General features: G+C 58.5%; 20 protein-coding genes. 13 read left to right on the top strand and 7 right to left on the bottom strand.

The annotated features are described in order from the left end of the window. Nucleotides 1-3 precede the first annotated feature (3 nt). From ALQ04_RS02510 to ALQ04_RS02480, 7 genes are all read left to right on the top strand, one after another. Nucleotides 4-726: a GntR family transcriptional regulator gene (locus ALQ04_RS02510; RefSeq protein WP_122314280.1), complete on the top strand. Its 723-nt coding sequence runs from the start codon at nucleotides 4-6 to the stop codon at nucleotides 724-726. Between the two features lie 111 nt (nucleotides 727-837). Further along, complete coding sequence (locus ALQ04_RS02505; protein ID WP_122314279.1) at nucleotides 838-2157, top strand: FAD-binding oxidoreductase; 1320 nt, start codon at nucleotides 838-840, stop codon at nucleotides 2155-2157. Nucleotides 2158-2329: 172 nt separating this feature from the next. Further along, nucleotides 2330-3661 carry an MFS transporter gene (locus ALQ04_RS02500; protein ID WP_122314278.1) on the top strand — a complete coding sequence of 444 codons (1332 nt, stop codon included), beginning with the start codon at nucleotides 2330-2332 and terminating at the stop codon, nucleotides 3659-3661. A gap of 81 nt (nucleotides 3662-3742) precedes the next feature. Continuing rightward, complete coding sequence (locus ALQ04_RS02495) at nucleotides 3743-4654, top strand: dihydrodipicolinate synthase family protein (protein ID WP_122314277.1); 912 nt, start codon at nucleotides 3743-3745, stop codon at nucleotides 4652-4654. Beyond that, the gene (locus ALQ04_RS02490) at nucleotides 4647-6140 is read left to right on the top strand and encodes an aldehyde dehydrogenase (protein WP_122314276.1); all 1494 of its coding nucleotides are present in this window, start codon (nucleotides 4647-4649) and stop codon (nucleotides 6138-6140) included. Before ALQ04_RS02495 ends, ALQ04_RS02490 begins: the two co-directional genes overlap by 8 nt. A 132-nt stretch (nucleotides 6141-6272) precedes the next feature. Next, the gene (locus tag ALQ04_RS02485; protein ID WP_122314275.1) at nucleotides 6273-6764 is read left to right on the top strand and encodes a GNAT family N-acetyltransferase; all 492 of its coding nucleotides are present in this window, start codon (nucleotides 6273-6275) and stop codon (nucleotides 6762-6764) included. 227 nt (nucleotides 6765-6991) lie between these two features. Next, complete coding sequence (locus ALQ04_RS02480; protein ID WP_122314310.1) at nucleotides 6992-8362, top strand: gluconate:H+ symporter; 1371 nt, start codon at nucleotides 6992-6994, stop codon at nucleotides 8360-8362. A 30-nt stretch (nucleotides 8363-8392) separates the two neighbouring features. On the opposite strand, the gene ALQ04_RS02475 is transcribed toward ALQ04_RS02480, so the two are convergent. Both ALQ04_RS02475 and ALQ04_RS02470 read right to left on the bottom strand, forming a co-directional pair. Next, entirely contained in the window at nucleotides 8393-8914 is a 522-nt protein-coding gene (locus tag ALQ04_RS02475) for a nuclear transport factor 2 family protein (RefSeq protein ID WP_122314274.1), read from the bottom strand. Between the two features lies 1 nt (nucleotide 8915). Continuing rightward, complete coding sequence (locus ALQ04_RS02470; RefSeq protein ID WP_122314273.1) at nucleotides 8916-10004, bottom strand: aldo/keto reductase; 1089 nt, start codon at nucleotides 10002-10004, stop codon at nucleotides 8916-8918. Between the two features lie 143 nt (nucleotides 10005-10147). Here ALQ04_RS02470 and ALQ04_RS02465 point away from each other — a divergent pair, with 143 nt between their 5' ends. Beyond that, complete coding sequence (locus tag ALQ04_RS02465; RefSeq protein ID WP_122314272.1) at nucleotides 10148-11044, top strand: AraC family transcriptional regulator; 897 nt, start codon at nucleotides 10148-10150, stop codon at nucleotides 11042-11044. 37 nt (nucleotides 11045-11081) lie between these two features. On the opposite strand, the gene ALQ04_RS02460 is transcribed toward ALQ04_RS02465, so the two are convergent. Together ALQ04_RS02460 and ALQ04_RS02455 are read right to left on the bottom strand one after the other, a co-directional pair. Beyond that, on the bottom strand, nucleotides 11082-12305 hold the full coding sequence (locus ALQ04_RS02460; protein ID WP_122314271.1) for a diaminopropionate ammonia-lyase: 1224 nt from the start codon (nucleotides 12303-12305) through the stop codon (nucleotides 11082-11084). A 69-nt stretch (nucleotides 12306-12374) separates the two neighbouring features. Continuing rightward, the gene (locus tag ALQ04_RS02455) at nucleotides 12375-13631 is read right to left on the bottom strand and encodes a Zn-dependent hydrolase (protein ID WP_122314270.1); all 1257 of its coding nucleotides are present in this window, start codon (nucleotides 13629-13631) and stop codon (nucleotides 12375-12377) included. A 175-nt stretch (nucleotides 13632-13806) separates the two neighbouring features. Between ALQ04_RS02455 and ALQ04_RS02450 the strand changes: the two genes are divergently transcribed. Next, complete coding sequence (locus ALQ04_RS02450) at nucleotides 13807-14280, top strand: Lrp/AsnC family transcriptional regulator (protein ID WP_122314269.1); 474 nt, start codon at nucleotides 13807-13809, stop codon at nucleotides 14278-14280. Between the two features lie 41 nt (nucleotides 14281-14321). On the opposite strand, the gene ALQ04_RS02445 is transcribed toward ALQ04_RS02450, so the two are convergent. Beyond that, nucleotides 14322-15170, bottom strand: a complete 849-nt coding sequence (locus tag ALQ04_RS02445) for a nitroreductase family protein (RefSeq protein WP_122314268.1) — start codon at nucleotides 15168-15170, stop codon at nucleotides 14322-14324. Here ALQ04_RS02445 and ALQ04_RS02440 point away from each other — a divergent pair. Next, on the top strand, nucleotides 15163-16200 hold the full coding sequence (locus tag ALQ04_RS02440) for a LysR family transcriptional regulator (RefSeq protein WP_259644884.1): 1038 nt from the start codon (nucleotides 15163-15165) through the stop codon (nucleotides 16198-16200). The genes ALQ04_RS02445 and ALQ04_RS02440 overlap by 8 nt on opposite strands. A 31-nt stretch (nucleotides 16201-16231) precedes the next feature. On the opposite strand, the gene ALQ04_RS02435 is transcribed toward ALQ04_RS02440, so the two are convergent. After that, nucleotides 16232-16750: a hypothetical protein gene (locus tag ALQ04_RS02435; protein WP_122314266.1), complete on the bottom strand. Its 519-nt coding sequence runs from the start codon at nucleotides 16748-16750 to the stop codon at nucleotides 16232-16234. Between the two features lie 410 nt (nucleotides 16751-17160). Between ALQ04_RS02435 and ALQ04_RS02425 the strand changes: the two genes are divergently transcribed. Together ALQ04_RS02425 and ALQ04_RS02420 are read left to right on the top strand one after the other, a co-directional pair. Continuing rightward, nucleotides 17161-19365 carry an OsmC domain/YcaO domain-containing protein gene (locus tag ALQ04_RS02425; protein WP_122314264.1) on the top strand — a complete coding sequence of 735 codons (2205 nt, stop codon included), beginning with the start codon at nucleotides 17161-17163 and terminating at the stop codon, nucleotides 19363-19365. A 92-nt stretch (nucleotides 19366-19457) separates the two neighbouring features. Further along, nucleotides 19458-20762 (top strand): NTP/NDP exchange transporter, encoded by a 1305-nt coding sequence (locus ALQ04_RS02420; protein ID WP_409077232.1) that lies wholly within the window; start codon nucleotides 19458-19460, stop codon nucleotides 20760-20762. 49 nt (nucleotides 20763-20811) lie between these two features. Here the strand turns inward: ALQ04_RS02420 and ALQ04_RS02415 are convergent, their stop codons facing one another. Beyond that, complete coding sequence (locus ALQ04_RS02415; RefSeq protein ID WP_122314263.1) at nucleotides 20812-21180, bottom strand: PH domain-containing protein; 369 nt, start codon at nucleotides 21178-21180, stop codon at nucleotides 20812-20814. A gap of 272 nt (nucleotides 21181-21452) precedes the next feature. Here ALQ04_RS02415 and ALQ04_RS02410 point away from each other — a divergent pair. Beyond that, nucleotides 21453-22669, top strand: a 1217-nt coding sequence (locus tag ALQ04_RS02410; RefSeq protein WP_147466553.1) for a methyl-accepting chemotaxis protein, incomplete at its 3' end; no start/stop codon positions are given.

Below are 22669 nucleotides of genomic sequence, written 5' to 3'. Positions count from 1 at the left end.
ACGATGGCCATAAAAGAACTCGATCAACAGGCCTGTACCGATTTGCCTGTTGACCGTAAAGCCGTGTTGGGAGAGGCGCTGCGGCGCCGGATTCTGAGCATGGAGCTGGCGCCCGGCGCCGTTGTTGACGAGTTGGCCTTGTGCGACGAGTTCGGCCTGTCCCGCCCGCCTGTGCGTGAACTCATGCGCCAGATGGCTGCCGAGGGTTATATCGACCTTGAGGCGAATCGGGCGGCGCGTGTTTCATCGATGAGTTATCAGTCGCTGAGAAGTTTTTTCCTCGCCGCGCCGCTGATTTATATCGCAACCACGCAACTGGCTGCGACTCAGGCGACACCGGGGCAGATTGAAGAGTTGAAGCGCATACAGGCGCTGTTTCGCATCGCCATCGAAGAGAAGGATGTCGAGAAGCGCGTGCTCTACAACGATGAGTTTCATCTGCAGATCGGCAAGATGGCGCATAACGCTTATCTGATGCCCAGCCTGCAGCGTTTGCTGATCGATCATGCGCGGCTGGGGAAAATCTTTTATCGCCATCCGACCACGGCAGACATGCAGAACGATCTGGAACTGGCGGCCCGGCAGCATGACGAAATGATCAGTGCGATTGAAAACAATGATCCTGTTCTGGCTGGCGATATCGTGCGCGCCCACCTTGAACTGTCGCGTCGTCGAATGTCCGAATATGCCGCCCCGGAAGGACTGGAAGTAGCTATTACCTATTAAGTAAGCGAACAACACCGGCTTTACAGCAATAAACACTGCAACTTGTGTGATGCAAGCGTGCCTGAAGGAAACTTTGCGCACTTACAACTATAAAAGAACCAGGTCGCGAAAATGGCAAAAGTCAGATACACACCCGCCGACGACTCCAGTTGTGGCTGGTTTCATCTAAGCCCGTTCAGGATGGCTCGTCCGTCTCACTCCGGGACTCGTTCGGCCCGCTGGGTGGTGGTCGGTGCCGGGTTCACCGGGCTGGCGGCGGCGCGGCAACTGGCGCTGAACTTTCCGGATGACGAGATCGTCCTGGTCGAGGCTCAGGAAGTCGGTTATGGCGCATCGGGACGTAATGCAGGCTTCGCCATCGACCTGCCGCATGATATCGGTGCAGAGGACTATATCGGCGATATCAAGACCGCAAGAATCAGCATGGAGTTGAACCTCACCGGGCAGTCCATCCTGAAGAACCTGGTCGAGGAGCACAGGATCGAGTGCCAGCTACGCACCTGCGGAAAGTATCAGGCCGCCATCGAAGACCGCGGCATTGCTGTTCTGGACGCCTACCGCCGTGGCCTTGACCGGCTGGGCCAGGAATACCAGATGCTCGAAGAGCGTGACCTGCCACAGCACATCGGCACCCGCTTTTACCGCAAGGCACTGTTCACACCCGGCACGGCGCTCATCCAGCCTGCCGCGCTGGTCAAGGGGCTGGCCGACAGCCTTCCGGCCAACGTGACGCTGTATGAAAACACCCCGATTACTGAAGTCGAGTACGGTGACAAGACCACGCTGATTCACCGCAACGGCAGGATAGTTGCCGACAAGCTGCTGTTGACCAACAACGCATTCGCCATGAGTTTCGGCTTCCTGAAAGGCCGCATGCTGCCGATCTTCACCTATGGAAGCCTGACCCGACCGCTCAGCGAAGAAGAGCAGGCACGCCTGGGTGGCTTGCCTTACTGGGGCGTGATCCCCGCCGATCCGTTTGGTACCACCTTGCGCCGCACCCCCGATAACCGGCTGTTGGTGCGTAACAGTTTCAGCTTCAATGCCGACGGCAAGAGCCAGCAAAAGTACCTGCAGCGTTTTATCCAGCGCCACAAGGATTCATTCGATCGGCGCTTCCCGATGCTGCCGGATGTCAATTTCGAGTACACCTGGGGCGGCTCGCTGGCGTTGTCCCGCAATCACATGGCGCACTTCGGTCAGTTGGCCAATAACGTTTATGGCGCGCTGTGCTGCAATGGGTTGGGCGTTACCCGGGGAACCGTCACCGGAACACTGTTGGCCGACTGGCTGGCGGGCAAGCGTAATCCGCTTATCGACTTTCTGCTGACCTCTCCGGGACCCAATAAAAACCTGCCCGAGCCGATGCTTTCGGCGGGCGTCAATATGAACCTGCTCTGGGGACAATGCCGCGCAGGCAAGGAAAGTTGATCAAGTAACACGTCGGGCGTGCCGTTCAAATTTAAATGATTGATTGGAAGTTATAGCGCTATTGGCTTGCCGATAACGGCTGACTGTTGCCTGTCGAGACGGATTTCATTTGTTTGAATTTTGGGTTTGCGCTTCAACCCTCTGAATGATCGAGGCGAACCAGGAGATAATAATGACAAGTCCTAATACCTCTGTTGAGGATATACCACTCAATAACTTTCATCGTCTGTTGACGCTGCGCTCCGGTGGCGGTTCGTTTGTCGATGGTTATGTATTAAGTATTATCGGTATTGCGATGCTGCATATAAGCGATGCCTTGAGCCTGACAGACTTCTGGCAGGGCATGATCGCGGCATCGGCCCTGATCGGAGTGTTTTTTGGCGGTTTTCTCGGTGGCTGGCTGACGGACCGGCTGGGTCGCAAGAAAGTTTATTTCATTGGCCCGAGCCTGTTTGTCCTGTGTTCGCTGGCGCAGTTGTGGGTCGACTCGGCGCCCGTATTGTTCGCCCTGAGATTCATCATTGGCCTGGCCGTGGGCATCGAATACCCGGTCGCCACTTCCTTGCTGGTGGAGTTTCTGCCGAAGAAACAGCGCGGGCCGCGACTCGCTGCGTTGACCATCCTGTGGTTTACCGGGGCGGCCTTTGCCTACGTGGTGGGCAATGCCATTCTCAATGCCGGTGGTGAGGATGCCTGGCGATATGCGCTGGCGAGCACGGCGGTCATTGGCCTGATGCTGTTGCTGGTGCGCATCGGCACGCCGGAGTCGGCGCGCTGGCTGTTGAGCAAGGGGCGTGAGGCCGACGCCGAGAAGGTCATCAAGCATGTGTATGGCGTGCATTATTCGCTGCGGGATCTGCCGGAACAGCCAGACGAAAGGAAAATGTCCTTCGCCGACCTGCTGCGCTCCGGCTACGGGAAGCGGCTGTTCTTTGTTTCAGTGTTCTGGTCCTGCTCGATTATTCCGGTCTTCGCGGTCTACGCCTTTGCGCCCAAGGTTCTGCTGGCGCTGAATCTGAAAGGCGAGTGGGCTTCTTACGGTTCAATGGCCATCACCCTGTTGTTTGTCGTGGGTTGTGTGATTGCCACAAGACTGATCAACACCATTGGCCGTCGCAGCATGCTGATTCACAGTTTCCTGTGGTCGGGGCTGGCGCTGTTGCTGCTGGGGGTATTTTCAAACAGCCACGAAATGCTCGTGCTCTTTCTCTTCGGAGCCTATGCCGTCTTTATCGGCGGTGCGCAGGTTCTGCAACTGGTTTACCCCAACGAACTGTTTCCCACCGAAATTCGTGCCTTTGCCGTGGGCATCGGCACATCGCTGTCCCGGGTTGGCGCCGCAATAGGAACTTACCTGGTGCCGGTTTCGCTGCAGACGCTGGGTATCGGCAACACCATGTACATGGCGGCCGTAGTCACTTTTATCGGGCTGATGGCGGCATGGGCCATGGCCCCTGAAACACGTTCGTTGAATTTGCGGGATGCGGCGGCCTTGAGCAACTGAACCCGAGGCAATGCGTTGTCACCGATAAAGAGCGATGGGCGTTTTATCGGCAAATATTTACCTGACCGATGGAGAGAAATCATGAAATTTGAAGGCATCTATACCCCGGCAATCACGCCTTTGACGCCACAAGGGGAAATCGACAAGCCGGCGTTCGCCGAAGTGCTCGAATACCTGATTGAGTCGAAAGTTCATGGAATCATCATTGGTGGTTCGACCGGTGAGTACTACGCCCACACGTCTGAAGAGCGTATCGATCTTGCGACCCAGGCGAAGGATGTCATTGGCGGGCGTCTGCCATTGATCATCGGGACCGGCGCTATCCGTACCGAAGACTCCGTCGAATACGCCAAGGCTGCCCGCGCCATCAAGGCCGATGCATTGCTGGTGGGTTCGCCGCCTTATGCGCTGCCGACCGAGAAGGAAAACGCCACCCATGCCCTGACCGTCGACCGCGCCGCCGACCTGCCGATCATGCTCTACAACTACCCGGCGCGCATGGGTGTCAGCATGGGCCAGGAGTATTTTTCGGCCGTTTCCCAGTCCCGCAACATCGTTGCCATCAAGGAAAGCTCCGGCGACCTGGCTCAGGTCCATAACCTGGCGCGCAATTATCCGAACATCGGCCTGTCCTGCGGCTGGGACGATCAGGCGCTGGAGTTTTTCGCCTGGGGAGCCCGTAGCTGGGTTTGTGCCGGATCGAACTTCATTCCACGCGAACACGTCGCTCTCTACGAAGCCTGTGTCATTGAAAAGGACTTCGACAAGGGCCGCCGGATCATGAGCGCGTTCATGCCGCTGATGGACTTCCTGGAAAGCGGCAAGTTCGTGCAGTCGATCAAGTTCGGCTGTGAGCTCAATGGCTTGCGCACCGGCAGTGTGCGGGCGCCGCTGCAAGGGCTGTACGAGCATGAAAAAGAGACGTTGAAAGACATCGTCACCATCCTCAAGCGTGAAGTCGCTCAAGTAACCGGGAGTGCAAACAATGGCTGATCTTCTTGGCGCGGCGGAATATGCCGCCATCGCCCAAAAACTGAAATTTCCCACTGCGTCCTTCGTCAATGGCGAGCCCTATATCTCCGGTTCGGGGCAGACGTTTACCACCACCAATCCGGCGACCAATGAAGTGCTTGCCGAGATCACCGCCTGCGATGCCAGCGATGTGGATTTTGCGGTCGACAAGGCCAGGGAAGCTTTCGAGGACGGGCGTTGGCACAAGCTGAGCCCCGGCGAGCGCAAGAAAGTGTTGCTGCGCTTTGCTGACTTGCTGGAGCAGAACGCCCATGAACTGGCAGTGCTGGAAAGCCTGGATAGCGGCAAGCCGATTCGCGAATGCCAGCTCACGGATATTCCTGAAACCATTCACACCATTCGCTGGCATGCAGAGTTGATCGACAAGATCTACGACAACACTGCTCCAGTGGGTGCCGGTGCCCTGACGCTGGTGGTGCGCGAAGCGATTGGTGTGGTCGGCCTGGTACTGCCATGGAATTTCCCGCTGCTCATGCTGGCCTGGAAAATCGGTCCATCCCTGGCTGCGGGCTGCTCGATCATCGTCAAGCCCGCCAAGGAAACCACTCTGACGGCCTTGCGCGTCGCCGGGCTGGCGTATGAAGCAGGCGTGCCAGCCGGTGTCTTCAACGTGCTGTCGGGTGGCGGCAAGGAAGTCGGTGAACCGCTTGGCCGGCATATGGATGTGTCGATGGTCAGCTTCACCGGCTCGACCGATACCGGCCGCCGCTTCCTTAACTACGCGGCAGACTCGAACCTGAAGCGGATCGTGCTCGAATGTGGCGGCAAGAACCCGGCGGTTGTGCTCAAGGACGTCGAAGACCTGGATCAGGTGGCCAGCCATGTGGTCAACGGTGCCTTCTGGAACATGGGGGAAAACTGTTCGGCTTCTTCACGGCTGATCGTGCATGCCGACATCAAGGACGAGTTGCTCAAGCGCATTGGCGCGCAAATGAGCGAGTGGAAAATGGGCAGCCCGCTGGACCCGGAAAACCGTCTTGGCGCACTGGTCAGCAAGGCGCATTTCGAGAAGGTCCGTTCCTATATCCAGCAGGCTGCAGCCGAGAAACTGCGCGTGGTGTTCGGCGGCAATACCGAGGGCGATATCTTTGTCGAGCCGACGGTGGTCGACGGCGTGGGCGCTGACAGTCGTCTGTTTCAGGAAGAGATTTTCGGCCCGCTGCTTGCGGTCACGACCTTTACCACCATCGAGGAAGCCATCGCCCTGGCCAATAACACGGTGTACGGCCTGGCAGCCTCGGTCTACACCGACAACCTGCGCCATGCCATCAAGCTGTCACGGGAAATACGTGCCGGTGTGGTGACGGTCAACTGCTTCGGTGAGGGCGACGCTTCCACACCATTTGGCGGCTACAAGGAATCCGGGTTTGGCGGGCGTGACAAGTCCATCTGGGCCCACGACCAATACACCGAAATTAAGACCATCTGGATCGACGCCTCCGAGTGAAACCGCTTGATGAGGCGGGATAGCAGGCAGGGCGGTTAAAGGATTCGGATCGAGACAGCGTTGTGAGCAGAATGCATGACCTGCATCCTGCTCTTTATCTATCATGCTGCCTTTTGCTGAACCGGAAACCTCATGCCTGCCATTCACTATCGCAATGCCATTCCCGCCGATGCACCTCGTTGCTTCCAGATCGAAACCACGGCCTACGAAGGCGACGAGGCGGCAACCCTGGCAAAGATCACGACGCGCATCGCGCAGTATCCCGAAGGCTTTCTGATCATGGAAAGCGACGGCGAAGTGATCGGTTTCATCAACGGCGGTTGCGCGCATCAGGTCGTCATGTCGGACGAAGACTTCAAGGAACTGATCGGTCATTCGGCCGACGCGCCGAATGTGGTGATCATGTCGGTGGTGATCGATCCCGCCCATCAGGGCAAAGGCTACGCCATATCCATGATGCAGGAGTTCGTGCAACGCATGGTGCGGCTCGGCAAACAGACCATCCACCTGATGTGCAAGGAACGCCATGTGGAGCTGTATCGGCGCATGGGCTACCGCTACGTTCAGCCTTCGGCATCCGATCATGGCGGGATGGTTTGGCATGAGATGGTGATGGCGCTGTAGCGTTATCGATAAAGATACATCCTCCCATGGGAGCAGATTCATCCGCGAAAACGGCATCGCAACCCATGAAGATTCATCGCTTGTAGCGGCTTCTCGCGAATGAATTCACTCCTATATGGCGCTGCATTCCGGTATGGTTTGGCTAATTGAAACAAATTGTTTCATTTGTTCTTGAGGAAAATCAGGGACAAGCGCCTGGAATAAAACCGTACAGAAAGGGGTGTATGTTGGATCTGTCGTCTGCTGCCTGGGTGTTTCATGACACCCGTCTGATTGTCTGCTGCCTGATTGCCATTGCCACGATCATCGTGCTGATCAGCGCTACCCGGCTTCCGCCGTTTCTGTCGATTCTGGTGGGTGCATTCATCGCCGGCATCGGCGCGGGGTTACCGCCCGAGGCGGTTGCCAAGGCCTTCAGCAAGGGCGCTGGCGGTATTCTTGGCGAGGCCGGGATCATCATTGCGCTGGGGGCGATGCTCGGAGCGTTGATGGCGGAGTCGGGGGCGGCGGATCGTATCGCTTCCACCTTGCTCGGGCTGGGCAAGGGCAAGACCTTGCCCTGGGTCATGGCGCTGGTGGCAATGGTGATTGGCCTGCCGCTGTTCTTTGAAGTGGGGCTGGTAATGATGGTGCCGATCATCTTCGTCATGGCGCGTCAGTCCGGTCAGCCGCTGTTGAAGATCGCGATTCCGGCGCTGGCCGGCATGACCACGCTGCATGCCTTGATGCCTCCACATCCCGGTCCGCTGATCGCAGTCAGTGCCTTGCACGCCGATCTTGGGCTGACCATGTTGCTCGGGCTGTGCATTGCCATTCCCGCCGTGATTCTCGCCGGGCCGCTATACGGTAACTGGTTGTCCCGACGCATGCACATCGAGGCGCCTGCCGAACTGGGCGAGCTGTTCAGTGCCAGGCCCGATGCCAGCCGCCAGCCGGGGTTCGGCATTTCGCTGCTGATCATTCTCTTGCCGGTGATTCTCATGCTCGGCAGCACCCTGGCCAAAGTGACCATGGAGCCTGAAAGCAGCCTCGCCCTGACCTTGAAGTTTCTCGGCGAGCCGCTGGTTGCCCTGACCATCGCGGTGCTGGCAGCAACAGTGTGCCTGGGTTGGGCCAACGGTCTGTCCCGTGAAAAGGTGGGCGGCACCTTGCGCAAGAGCCTGGCGCCCATTGCCGTGCTGTTGCTGACCATCGGTGCCGGTGGCGGCTTGAAGCAGACATTGCTCGATGCCGGTGTCAGCCAGACGATCAGCAAGGTGGCGGAGGGCGCGCACATGCCGTATCTGCTGCTGGCCTGGCTGATTGCCGTGGCGTTGCGTCAGGCTACTGGCTCGGCCACCGTGGCGACCACCACGACGGCAGGCATTCTCGCGCCAATGATGGCCGGCCTGGCGCCGGTCGAAGCTTCGCTGGTGGCCTTGGTGATCGGGGCCGGCTCGGTGTTCTTTTGCCATGTCAACGATGCCGGCTTCTGGATGGTCCGCGAGTACTTTGGCCTGCAACTGAAGCAGACACTCTGGGTGTGGTCAGTGTTGCAGACAATCGTTTCGGTTGTCGGGCTGCTTGGCACGCTGCTGTTGTGGCACTGGCTGGCGTGATGCCTGCAACCCTTTAACCACTCGACTGGCTTACTCGACCGCAGGCGCAGGGATGCGCCGCAAGACATCGTCGTAAGGCACCAGATCGAGAAAAGCGGTGGCCTCGACGGCCTTGCCGTTGCGCATGTGAAAGATCCAGGCATAGCTGTTGTCATAGGCTTGGCCGTCGCGAGCCACACCGGCACCTTCCCACTGAACGATGACGTGATCGCCATCCGCCCAGACCTGTTTGCTGACAGGCCGTACCGGGCTGGATAACCGCGATACGAAGGGTCGCACAGCCTTTTCGATGAACCGCTCGCGCCCCTGATAGACACCGGCACTCGGGCCTGAGCCCTTGATCGTCCAGACGATGTCCGCTGTCAGCACTTCAGTGAAGAAACCGTTTCCCCCGGCGGCCCAGCGTTCAAATGCTTCGCTGACGATTTGCTTGTTGCGCGCCGCCACATCCTGCCCGGCAGCATCCGCTACGTGGGGCATCAGTCCGCTGCCGAGCAGCATGGCAAACGCCAGGCTGGCCGGACGGGTCTTTTTGAATATCGACAGGTTCATGTCAGAAACTCCTGTGCAGCAAGCGTCCAGGCGATTCATGGGCATCACCGAATATCAATTGCTGAACCATCGGACGGGATACGAAGCGGGCCGGAAAGATCGCCTCGGGCGCACTGGCCTGATCCAGGCGGGCAATCTGTTCGTCGCTCAAACGCAAGCTGAGCGCCTGCAGATTGTCCTGTGCCTGAGCCAGGGTTCTGGCGCCCATGACCGGCGCGACCACTGCCGGATTCAACAGTGTCCAGGCCAGCGCCACTTGAGACGCTGTGACGCCGATGTCTGCGGCTATTTCGCTGACAACGCCCGCAATCTCCAGAGAGCGTTCGGTCATATGGCCGGATGAACTGATCACGCCCTTGCGCGTCGGGGACACTCCCGCTTCGCTTGCCTGGTTCAGGTCCTCGCGGCTGTACTTGCCGCTCAAGATGCCACCACCCAGCGGCGACCATGGCAATACGCCCAGGCCCATCGCCCGGGCCATGGGGATCAATTCGTGCTCGACGCTGCGCTCGACCAGACTGTATTCGATCTGCAGGGCGACCAGCGGTGACCAGCCACGCAGTTCGGCGAGGGTTTGCAGTTGAGCGACTTTCCAGGCCGGGGTATTGCAGATCCCGAGGTACAGCACCTTGCCGGCACGCACCAGATCGTCCAGCGCGCGCATCACTTCCTCGGCAGAAGTAGTGAAGTCCCACGCGTGCAGATACAACAGTTCGATGCGGTCAGTGTCGAGTTGCTTGAGGCTGGTTTCCACTGAACGGGTCAGATTCAGGCGGTGATTGCCGCCCGAATTGGGATTGCCCGGGTCGCGGGCCATGGTGTATTTGGTCGAAACGACAAGCTGCTCGCGCTTGCCCTTGAGCAACTGGCCGAGGATGCGTTCCGCAGCGCCGTTGGTGTAGTTGACCGCGGTATCGATGAAGTTGCCGCCGTGATCGACGTAGGCATCGAAGATTTGCCGCGCCTGGGCGTCATCCGCTCCCCAGCCCCAGTCGGAACCGAAGGTCATGGTGCCAAGGGCAAGCGGCGAAACCCGCATGCCGGATCGTCCCAGAAGGCGATAGTGGTCGAGTGCAGAGATAGTCGGCATGATGAACTCCTTGCAGAAAATGGAACCTGAAATCTGTAGGGATCAGTCTGCCGTTGGTGGCGCGCCGGGCTGTAGCAGGATTGTCCTGCGTCCTTGCATGATCGTCCGGGTGCGCGCGACATCCCGTTTTCACAGGAGCAAGCATGGGCTCACTGCAAAAGCTGGTCGACCTCATCGGTCGCCACACTCCGACCGATGGCATCCATCGGACCTCGATTGCCGGCGTCAGCCTGGTGCGCTCGGCAACGCCGACGGTGCCCATGCCGGTCGTCTATGAACCGACCCTGTGCCTGATCGTCCAGGGCCGCAAGCGAGTGGTGGCCGGGAGCGCATCCTATATTTATGACGCGGCCAGATATCTGGTCGCCTCGGTGGACATTCCGGTGATGGGCGCGGTTATCGAGGCGAGTGAAGCTGCGCCTTATCTGTGTCTGGTCGTCGATCTGGACATGGCGGCATTGAGCGATCTTGCGCTACGGCATCCCGTTGCCCAGGACAACACGCCACCCGCTGCGGGTATCGAACTCAATGACACCACGCCCGAACTGCTGGACGCCGCAGCCAGGCTGGCCGGGTTGCTGGACACGCCGGGCGATATCGAAGAGCTGGCGCCACTGACGATTCGCGAGATTCTTTATCGGCTGCTCATCCAGCGCGACAACGGCATGGTTCGGCAGATGGCTCAGGCCGACAGCCGCTTGAGCCAGATCGCCAGAGCCATCGCCTGGCTGCGCAGCCATTACCGCGAAACCTGCCGTATCGATGCCATTGCCGATATTGCGGGCATGAGTCGCTCCACCTTCCATGCACATTTCAAGGCCGTCACCTCAATGAGCCCGCTGGAGTTTCGCAGCCAGTTGCGCTTGCAGGAAGCACGTCGGCTGATGGTTGCCGAAGCACTCGATGCAGCAGGCGCCGGTTACCGGGTGGGCTATGAAAGCCCTTCGCAGTTCAGCCGCGATTATGTGCGGATGTTCGGCATGCCGCCGGCCAGGGATGCGTGTCGGTTGCGCAGTGCTGATGGCGCCTGGGCTGGATGATGGTGCAAGGCCGTGCATGGACCTTTCAAGGTTTTGCTCAGCGCGAATGTCCGGCCCGGGCGAGCAACCAGGCATGTTGCCTGGCCCGCACAGATGTATCGGATTCGCCCACCAGTTCCGCGTAAACACCCGGCGCCGTGGCACCTTCGGTGCTGATCAGCAGGATTCGCGATTGCGCATTGATGCCGACCTCGGCGGCCATGGCTGATGCTGCTGCGATGCGCATCAGGCCGGCAAGCCCGGCGACCGCTGACTCTCCGGCTTCCAGCGGAATGTCGTGTTGGCTGCCGGCAGCGAGGCGGCGCATGGCGCTTACTGCTTCGTCGTCGTGCACGGTCATGAAGAAGTCGATGCCAGGTTGCAGGAACTGCCAGGCCAACGGCGAGGTTTCACCACAGGCCAGACCGGCCATCAGCGAGTCGACACTTCCGCTGGCTCTGGCAGCTTTACCCGCCAGCGCACTCTGGTACAAGCAATCGGCCTGTTTCGGCTCGACGACGATGAAAGCTGGGCGTTGGGCACCCTGTAACTCCCAGAAATAGCTGACGATACCTGCTGCCAGACCACCGACGCCTCCTTGCAGGAAAACGTGGGTGAATGGCATGGCTTCTGCTTCGAGGATTTCGGCCGCGATAGTGCCGTAGCCTTGCATCACATCGCGGGGAATCTCTTCATAACCTTCATAGGACGTATCTGAAACCACCCACCATTGCTGTTTGCGGGCCAGTGCTGCCGCTTCCTGTACAGAGTCGTCGTAATTACCGCTGATTCGTAAGATTTCGGCACCGTAGGCCGCAATCGCATGTTCGCGCTCAAGGCTGACGTTGGCATGCAGCACGATCACGCATCGGCATCCGACACTTTGCGCCGCTGCTGCCAGTGCCCGGCCATGATTGCCGTCAGTGGCGCTGATGACCGTAAAACCGGCGAGGGCCGAGCGGTACTCGCCCGACAGCAAGCGTTGAGGCTCGAAACGCTGCTCCGTAAACAGGCGCAGGATCAGGCGAACCAGAGCAATCGGTGCGCCCAGAGCCTTGAAACTCCCCAGTTCCGAACGCTGCGATTCATCCTTTATCAGAAGGCTGCCGACACCCAGTTCTGCGGCCAGATCGGGCAGTGAATACAGCGGTGTCCCGACATGGTTGAGGCGCGGCCATTGCGAGAGCCAGGTACGGCTTTCGTTGGCCTTGCGGATATTCATGATGCGCTTGAGGGCCTCGGGACAGGCTTCGCGTATTGCGTTGGGGTTGGCTAGGAGCATGGCGGTTTCCTTTGGGCAAAGCAGGGCCGTCGTCACCGGATCGAGCGGTGACGCTTTCATTCAGGGGGGTTAGCGGTGAGCGTTCAGACGCTGGAGAACCACATCGAGCAGCACTTGCGCGCCGTTCAGCAGTTGTTCGTCATCGGTATGCTCGCGCGGGTTGTGGCTGATGCCGCTACGGCTTGGCACGAAAATCATTGCCGAAGGCGCCATTCTGGCGATCATCTGTGCGTCGTGACCTGCTCCTGAGGTCATGCGCCTGTGGCTATAGCCAAGGCGTCTGGCGGACGCTTCGATGGCGTCGGCCAGCCCGGCATCGAAAGTCACGGGCTGGAAGCGCACCAGTTGTTCGGTGCTGATCTTCACTCCTTCGCTTTCGGCGATCCGTTCAAGGAAGCGGGCCAGACGTTTTTCCGCCTGCACCAGTCGCTGCTCGTTCGGGTCGCGCAGATCCACTGTAAAGCTGGCCTTGCGCGGTATGACGTTGATCACATTCGGCTCGAAGCTCATGCAGCCAACGGTCGCCAGCGTGTTGCCGCCGGACTCGCTGGCAATCCTGCGCAGTTCAGTTACCACGGCACTCGCCACATAACCGGCGTCGTGGCGCAGGCGGGTAGGCGTCGTGCCAGCGTGGTTGGCATTGCCTTGCACAACCACTTGTTGCCAGGAAATGCCCTGAAGGTTTTCCACTACACCGATCAGGGTGTTTTCCGCCTCAAGGATCGGGCCTTGCTCGATATGCAGTTCCAGATATTCATGCGGCACTATGGCACCCGGCTCCAGATCGCCGGCATAACCGATGCGTTCCAGCTCATCCCCCAGGCGCGTACCGTCGGTGCCAATGCTGGCCAATGCTTCGTCGACTGACAGTCCGCCCGCGTACACCAACGAACCCATCATGTCCGGTTGATAGCGCACGCCTTCTTCGTTGCTGAAGGCGCTCACGGTAATCGAGCGGGACGGCAGTTTCCCTGCTTCGCGAAAAGCGCGGATCACGGCCAGACCTGCCAGAACCCCGTAGCAGCCATCCAGTGCTCCGGCGTTGGTTACCGTGTCGATATGCGAGCCCATCATCAAGGGGGGCTGGCTGCCGTGGTCTTCGGCAGAGTGCAGGGTGGCGAAGATATTGCCGATCCTATCCACCTGAATATCCAGATCGAGGGCCTTCATCCACATGACGAGCTGATCACGCCCGGCTTTTTCGGCATCCGTCAAGGCAATGCGGGTACGCCCACCGTTCAGCGTGTCGCTACCAATCTCGCCCAGCGCCTGGATCTGCTGAAGCAGGATCGGACCGTTCAGATGAAGATCAAGGTGTTGGCTCATGAAACTCTCCGGGTGCAGCGGACGATTGAATCTGATCCACGTGTGACTGAGTAGTGGTTTATGGGATAAATTCTATTGCGGTTCGGCGTACTGATTCGTTGAATTAGGCGCTATAAGTGAATTTATATTTCACTGACCGGTACTTTCCCGATTGCATATTCAGAGTCCGCCATACATGAGTCTCGATCATTTCGATTTTGCCCTTCTCGAAGCCATTCAGGAGGACGCCACGACTTCCCAGCAGGATCTCGGTGCTCGGGTGAACCTGTCTTCGGCGGCGGTGAATCGCCGTTTGAAAAAGTTGAATGCCGATGGCGTGGTGCGCAAGACCGTGGCCCTGATCGATCCGGCGCAGGTGGGCTATGGGCTGACGGTGATTGCAGAGGTGGAGGTCGAGAATGAGCGTCTGGATCTGCTGGACGCCATGAGGCGCACGTTCCTGGCCTGCCCGCAGGTCCAGCAGTGCTACTACGTCGCGGGCGAGTGTGATTTTGTGCTGATCCTGTCGGTCAGGAACATGGAGCAATACACGGAACTGACCCGCACGCTGTTTTTCGAGAGCAATAACGTCAAGCGCTTCAAGACGCTGGTATCGATGAGCAACGTAAAAGTGGGGCTCAAGGTCCCGGCAGAGCGGCAAGAGCGCTGATGGAACAGCTCGCCGTCCCTGGCCAGCCTGAAATGCCGAGATCAGCGCAACTTGAAGCCTTGCTGAACCACCATCTCGCGAAGGTGCTCGCGACCGCCCATGTATGCCATGCTGGTGGTCGATGAGTGTACCGCCTGTTGCCAGGTCTTGATCTGCATTCCCCGGTCCTGACGAAATTGCAGGAATGCCTGTTCATAACCTTCCAGGTAATCACGGTAACCCTCGTGGTTGTAGCGGTTGTAATGCAGCACGACAGGCTGCGCCGGGCGCGGGCGGATGCCGCTGGGTCGCGTCGGATCCGGATGACCGACGGCCATGCCAAAAGGGATAAAACTGTGGGGCGGCAGGTTGACCAGCTCCGCCACTTCCCTGGCCGCATTGCGCATTACTCCAAGAAATACTGCGCCCAGTCCCATGGACTCAGCCGCCAGCGATGCATTCTGCGCGGCAAGCGATACATCTATTGAAGCCATGAGAAATGAATCCAGGTAATCGAATACCAGCGGCTCGTCGCCTTGTGTCCGGGTGATTTGCGCCGAGCGGGAAACGTCAGCGACCCACAACAACAGAGCCGGCGCTTCTTCGATCCACGGGATGCGATCGGTCGGCACGGTACGGGCTATGGTGTCGGAAAGTTTCTGCTTGAGTTCCGGATCGGTGACCGCAATCAGGCTCCATTGGTGAAGGCCTGAACCGCTGGAAGCTGACTGTGCAGCCGCGACCATGGTTTCAAGCGTGCCTTGCGCCAAGGGCTCAGGCAGAAACGCCCGGACTGAACGGTGGTTGAGCATCGCTTCGACCTGAGGGTTCCAGTGGATGTTGTCCGGTTTGGTTTGTGCCCCGTAGCGCTGTTCGAGAAGGGCTGTCCTGCTGTCGGCATGAGTGGTCATTTTTCGGTTCTCCGCAAATCATGGATGGCGGCAGGATAGCGAGCTTTTTGCTACTAAAAAGCACCCCAATTCCGGCATCTTTATCCATGTGTGTGGACAATCCGTGAAGTACCGCTACCATGCGGGCATGGACCATCTCTGCGCTATCCGCGCTTTTCAGCGCATCGTCGAAACCCGCTCCTTTACCAAGGCTGCGGGGCAATTGGGCATGCCGCGCTCAACGGTCAGCAAAGCCTTGAACGACCTCGAAACACACCTGGGAACCAGGCTCGTGCAACGCACCACGCGCTCGGTAGCCTTGACCGTTGAGGGCGCTGAATATTATCGAAGGGTCAACCGACTGATCGCAGAACTGGAAGAGGCTGATGACGCTTTACGCGGCATGGGATCGGCAGCCCGTGGTCGCCTGCGGATCGACGTCCACTCTTCGCTGGCGAACTTCGTGCTGATTCCGGTCCTGAGCGAATTCAAGCAGCGCTTCCCGGATATCCAGTTGCTCCTGGGCATCAGCGATCGCCCGGCGAATCTTATCGAAGAGGGGATAGATTGCGTCATCAGGGCCGGCGAGCTGGCTGACTCCTCACTGATCGCGAAGACGATATACGAGGATCGATTGATAACCTGCGCCAGTCCGTATTACCTGAAACAGCATGGCGTACCGACGTCGCTCGCAGACCTTGAAAACAACCATCAGATCGTGGGTTACCTCGGTGCCACAAGCGGCGAAGTATGGCCGATGCGCTTTCATGCCAGCGGCGCGGAACAGCGTCTGTCGCGCTTTGATATTGCGGCCAATGACAGTGCTGGCCACATCGGGTTGATGGTAAACGGACTGGGCGTCGGACAAACCCATGCAGCAGTCGTCCGGCATCTGCTGGCATCGGGCGCTCTGCTGCCGGTGCTTGAAGAACAGACCGATATTGCGGTGCCGATATCGGTCATCTTTCCGCCAGCCAGGCGCTTGAATGCCCGGGTTCGCCTGTTTGTGGACTGGGTGGTGGAGCGGCTTTCAAATCCGCCTCAGGACTAGCGCGAAGTTGAAACCGCTTCCGCGCCGACTGTTAGCGCCCGTAAGCCGACTGCAACTGTGCCGGCGTCAAGGGATCCTCGAATGGCACGGGTACTGATTTCAGTGCACCGTACAGGTTGCGATAGCGCCAGTACTTATCGCTGTTGGCCAACTGATAACCGCGCTCGACCACACGCTGGCCATTGAGCACATACCGCAAGGTTTCCTGAGCGGCCAACGGCGGTGTCGGCATCATCAGGTCGGTGGCCAGCATACGCATTGACTCGTCAATGCACTCGTCAAGAACTGCCGTGACTTGCCCCAGATCCAGGGTGCCGTCATCGATACACTGTCCGCCGCAGCGTCGAATCGGTTGACCAGTTACTTCCAGGCGCATGCGATACAGAGCCAGACCGGAAATATCCTGAACTTGGACCTGATTGACCAACACGAAATTGCCTCGCTCGGGTGTGACGTTAATTGCTATGCCAATAGTAGGTTCTTTGGTACCCCATAGCTGTTGGTCAAGCGCAATCGGGGGTTGGACGTGGGCACAGCCGGTGAGAGACAGGCAGGCAAGTTAAGTCAGTGCTGTCAGAGTGCGAAGCGTATGAAATGCATGTAACAAGTCCCTGTAGTTAAAACGGTTTTGCCTGTATCGACAGCCTCGGCAATAACGATGGCGGCCATTTGATATTTGCTTTCCTCGTTCTACAACATTACTGGTATCAGCCTGGTTCGCTCGGGCGCGCCGACCATTCCGATGTCTGTGGTCTATGAACGCCCTTCGCAGTTCAGTCGGGACTGCGGCCTCGCTTCTTTTCCTGTTTGGGGGCTGCAGGAAATGTATCTGCGCTCAGTGACCAAGTGGCAGGCATGAGTTGCCCCGGGACGTCGGCCCAGCCGTGAAAGCGCAAGACTTCCAGCGGAAAAACCGGATAATGGCCGCCAATCGTTTGCTCGCTATTCTGGTAATCCCGCATGGAAATCAAGGTCAACTTTCTCGACAACCTCCGACTTGAAGCCAAGTTCGATGACTTCACGGTGGTTGCCGATCAACCTATCCGTTACAAGGGGGATGGTTCGGCACCGGGTCCGTTCGACTATTTCCTGGCCTCATCGGCCTTGTGCGCGGCTTATTTTGTGAAGTTGTACTGCGAAACCCGCAACATTCCCACCGACAACATTCGCCTGTCGCAGAACAACATCGTCGATCCGGAAAACCGCTACAACCAGATCTTCAAGATCCAGGTCGAGCTGCCTGCGGATATATCCGCCAAGGACCGCCAGGGCATCCTGCGCTCCATTGACCGCTGTACGGTCAAAAAGGTGGTGCAGGCCGGGCCTGAGTTTGTGATCGAAGAGGTGGAGAATCTGGATGCCGACGCCCAGGCGTTGCTGATCCCGAGTCTGTCTGCGGGAGAGGGCACTTGTATTGCCGGCAAGGACCTGCCGCTGGAGCAGACCATCGCCAATATGTCGGGCATCCTGGCGGGCCTTGGCATGAAGATCGAAATCGCCTCGTGGCGCAATATCGTGCCCAATGTCTGGTCGCTGCATATCCGCGACGCGCATTCGCCGATGTGCTTTACCAATGGCAAGGGCGCGACCAAGGAAGGCGCACTGGCTTCGGCATTGGGTGAGTTCATCGAACGGCTCAACTGCAACTTCTTCTACAACGATCAGTTCTGGGGCGAGGACATCGCCAATGCCGAGTTCGTGCATTATCCGGACGAACGCTGGTTCAAACCTGGGCGCAAGGATGCACTGCCGCAAGAAATCCTCGACGAATACTGCCTGGAAATCTACAACCCCGACGGCGAGTTGCGTGGCTCGCATCTTTACGACACCAACTCCGGCAATGTCGAGCGCGGCATCTGTTCACTGCCGTATGTGCGCCAGTCGGATGGCGAGGTGGTGTATTTCCCGTCCAACCTGATCGAAAACCTGTTCCTCAGCAACGGCATGAGTGCCGGTAACACGCTGGCCGAAGCGCAGGTTCAATGCCTGTCGGAAATCTTCGAGCGGGCCGTCAAGCGTGAAATCCTGGAAGGTGAAATCGCGCTGCCGGATGTCCCCCAGGACGTGCTGGCGAAATACCCCGCGATCCTGGCCGGTATTCAGGGCCTGGAAGAGCAGGGCTTTCCGGTGCTAGTGAAAGATGCATCCCTGGGCGGTGAGTTCCCGGTGATGTGCGTCACCTTGATGAACCCGCGTACCGGCGGCGTGTTTGCTTCGTTCGGCGCGCACCCAAGCTTTGAAGTTGCACTGGAGCGCAGCCTGACCGAGTTGTTGCAGGGCCGCAGTTTTGAAGGCCTGAACGATTTGCCGCAGCCGACCTTTGAAAGCCATGCAGTGACCGAGCCCAATAATTTCGTCGAGCACTTTATCGACTCCAGCGGTGTGGTGTCGTGGCGCTTCTTCAGTGCCAGATCAGACTTCTCGTTTGTCGAGTGGGATTTCTCCGGCCAGGGCGAAAACTCCAATGCAGAAGAGGCCGCAACCTTGTTCGGCATTCTCGAAGGCATGGGCAAGGAAGTGTACATGGCGGTGTATGAACATCTGGGAGCATCGGCCTGCCGCATTCTGGTGCCGGGTTATTCCGAGATCTATCCGCTGGAAGACCTGATCTGGGACAACACCAACAAGGCGCTGCTGTTCCGTGCCGACATCCTGAACCTGCACAGCCTGAACGCAGCCAGCCTGAAGAAGCTGGTCAAGCGCCTGGAAGACAGCGAGCTGGATGATTACACCGACATCACCACCTTGATCGGCATCGAGTTCGATGACAATACGGCCTGGGGGCAGTTGACGATCCTGGAGTTGAAACTGCTGATCTACCTCGCCCTGCAGAAGTTTGAAGAGGCGAAAGAGCTGGTTGAAGCCTTCCTGCAATTCAACGACAACACCGTCGAGCGCGGCCTGTTCTATCAGGCCTTGAATGTGGTGCTGGAAGTTGAACTGGACGAAGAGTTGGCGCTTGAAGACTACGAATTCAACTTGCGTCGCATGTTCGGCAACGAACGAATGGACGCGGTGCTGGGCTCCATGGATGGCAGCGTCCGCTTCTACGGCCTGACGCCGACCAGCATGAAGCTGGAAGGCCTCGACAGACATCAGCGGCTGATCGACAGCTACAGGAAACTGCATGCAGCGCGGGCGAGGTTTGCCGGGTTGTCTCGTTGAGTTGATCTGTAGCGTTTCAATTGGCACGGATGATAGGTGGGCCAGGGGCTGAAATAGGCTTTACTCCATGGTTCACCACATCAGGAGCAACCATGCCGAGCAAGTCCGCTACGCCGCTGATGCACATGCTCTCCAGGCTGTTCAACATCGAACAGGATGAAGTGCAGCCGGTTGTTATCGGTCTGCTGATGTTCTTCACCCTGTTCACGGGTTATTTCATGCTGCGGCCCGTGCGCGAAACCATGGGGATTGCCGGGGGTGTGGACAACCTGCAATGGCTGTTCACCGCAACCTTTCTCGCCACGCTGGTCATGCTCCCGGTGTTTGGCTGGCTGGCTTCACGATTGCCACGTCGTGCACTGGCGTTGTGGGTGTATGTCGGCTGCGCATGTCTGTTGCTGGGGTTTGCCGGCGCTTTCTGGCTTTATCCGGACAGCATCTGGACGGCGCGGATCTTTTATATCTGGTTGTCAGTGTTCAACCTGATCGCCATATCGCTGGCCTGGAGCGTGCTGGCCGATGTGATGGCAGCGTCCCAGGCCAAGCGCACCTTCGCGTTGATTGCCGGTGGCGCAAGCGTGGGCGGTCTGCTCGGTCCGGTGCTGGGAGCATTGTTGGTGCGGCCTGTGGGGCATGCAGGTTTGCTGATCCTCAGCGCGCTGTTGCTGTTGGCCTGTGCTGCTGCCGCAACGGCCTTGCACCGCTGGCGGGATGCCAGGCCTCTGGCGGATGCCGACAAACCTGATCCCAGCCACAGAGCCATCGGCGGCAATCCATTCGCCGGTGCGACCCAGACATTCCGTTCGCCGTACCTGATGGGCATCACCCTGTTCGTGCTGATGCTGGCGAGTATCAACACTTTTCTGTATTTCGAGCAGGCGCGTCTGGTAGCTGAATACTTTCCGGATCGCACCGAGCAGACGCGGATTTTCGGCCTGATCGACGCGACCGTGCAGGCGTTGTCGCTGATGGTCCAGGTATTTCTCACCGGGCATCTGGCCAGACGACTGGGAGTCGGCGTTCTGCTGGTGGCCGTTCCATTGTTGATGGTGCCGGGGTTTCTGGCACTGGCTGTTGCGCCACTGTTCTCGATATTCGTGGTGGTCATGGTGATCCGCCGTGTGGGCGAATACGCCCTTGTCAGGCCGGGCCGCGAGATGCTGTATGCGGTTCTGCCTGCCGAGCAGAAGTACAAGGCCAAGAACTTTATCGACACGGTGGTTTATCGCGGCGGCGATGCTGCAAGTGGCTGGCTCAAACGTGCGATCGATCTGCTCGGCGAGCATCCGGCTGCGGCCATGCTGTTTGGTGCCCTGTTGGCGGCTTGTTGGGGGGTATGCGGCTTTTGGCTGGGGCGTCGCGAGCGGGCGCTGGAGGGGGGCGGTAATCTCAAGTAACCAGGCGCTGATCGTTCCTTTAGAAGCGATCAGCCGGTTATTAGCGCTTTTAGAAAATATGCCGGGAAATGATCTTGGAGATTTCGACAATCGCGGTCTTGCCGGTGAACTCGAACTTCACTTTACCCAGTGCCGAGAAGTAGACCTCAAGCTCGGAGTCCATGTCGAAGGTGCCGGATGTTTCCACGGAATAGGCGACGATGTTCTTGTAGGGCAGGGAGGTGAAGTCTTTCTTGCTGCCGGTGAGGCCTTGCACATTGACCGCGATGATGCGCTTGTTGGTGAATACCACGCCGTCGCGCATGGATTTATAGGAGTCGATGATTTGCTCGCCTTCCAGCAGAAGCTCAGTGACACGCTCGGCGTATTCGCTGTTCTGTTTTAGCTTGAAGAAGCCCTTGTTGCTGAAGTCGATCATCTGTCTGTCCCTGTCTGCAAAGTGTTTTTTACGGTCTGTCGGCATCCGCGCGGGTTTTGAAATCCTGCCGGAACCCTGTGCTTGTGCGTAGCGCGCCGAGGATAGCATTATGCTTTCTTTCTGAGTTGCATGACTGCAGGCAGCGGTCTCTGAGCTTGCATGGTTGGGCGTGGAACGAAAGCCTGCAAATAGTATTAACTAACCGGACGAAGGTGCCGACAACACCATAGGGATGTTTTGCTCTATATGAAGGACCACAAGAGGGCTGCCGGGTGTCTATAAAACTACGCTTGCTTCTGCTGATGTGTACTGGCGTGCTTGCCATCCTGATCATGAGTCTGGTCAGTTATCTGGGCAATACCCGGATGGCTGGAGCGATGGAAGACAACGAGGTCAGCATGACCGCGCTGCGTAACCACCTTGAAGCCGACATGATGCACGACGCCTTGCGCGCCGATGTGCTCTCGGCAATGTTGGTCGGCCTGGGGAAAAGCGACAGCAGCAAGGATGAAGTGCGCAGCTCGATTGCTGAACATGCGGCGCTGTTTCGCAAGGTACTCGACGAAAACCTCAAGCTGCCGGTCGATGACACCATCAAGGCGGGCCTGAACAAGGTCAAGCCCAGCCTGGAAACCTATATCACGGCTGGCGAAAGGATTGTCGGGCTGGCGCTCGACAACCCCGAAAGTGCCCAGCAGGAACTGGGAGTCTTCAACAAGGCATTCAGCCAGTTGGAAGACGAGATGGCCAGTCTCAGCGAGATAATCGAAAGCAGCACGCAACAGGCCAGAGAAGAAACCCGACAAACCATCGATAACGCCAATGTGGCCCTTGGCGCAGTACTGGTTGCCAGCCTGATATTGCTGATCGCTCAGGGACTCTGGGTCATTCGCAGCATCATGGGGCCTCTGCAGTCCGCCAGCCGGATTGCCGAGAGTATTGCCCACGGCAACCTGAGCGAGCCGATCGTCGAGCCGCGGCAACGCGATGAGGCGGGCATGCTGATTCGCAGTCTGGCGACCATGCAGCGTGACCTGCGCGGCATGATCGAAGTGGTGCGCCGCAATGCCCATGGCGTCACCGGCATGAGCCAGCAACTGAGCAGCGGCTGCCATGAAGTGGCAGACAGCAGCCAGCAGCAAAGTACCGCAGCCGGCACCATGTCCGCAGCGGCCAGTGAGATGACCGCCAGCATCGAAGACATTACCCGGCATGCCGAGCGCGCCCTGAACATGGCCAGCCAGGCCGAAGAACTGGCCCGCAATGGCGGCCGGGTGATCCATCAGGTGGTCAGCGACATGGACGGTATCGCCCGTTCGGCCCAGCAATCGGCGCAGGTGATCCGCACGCTGGACCAGGAGTCCGAAGGCATCTTCAACATTATCCAGGTGATCAAAGGCATCGCAGACCAGACCAACCTGCTGGCACTCAACGCCGCCATCGAAGCTGCCCGCGCCGGTGAGCAAGGGCGCGGCTTTGCCGTGGTAGC

The organism is Pseudomonas cichorii, assembly GCF_003700275.1.
Taxonomy (GTDB): Bacteria; Pseudomonadota; Gammaproteobacteria; order Pseudomonadales; family Pseudomonadaceae; genus Aquipseudomonas; species Aquipseudomonas cichorii_B.
This window is presented reverse-complemented; position numbering and strand designations above follow the sequence as displayed.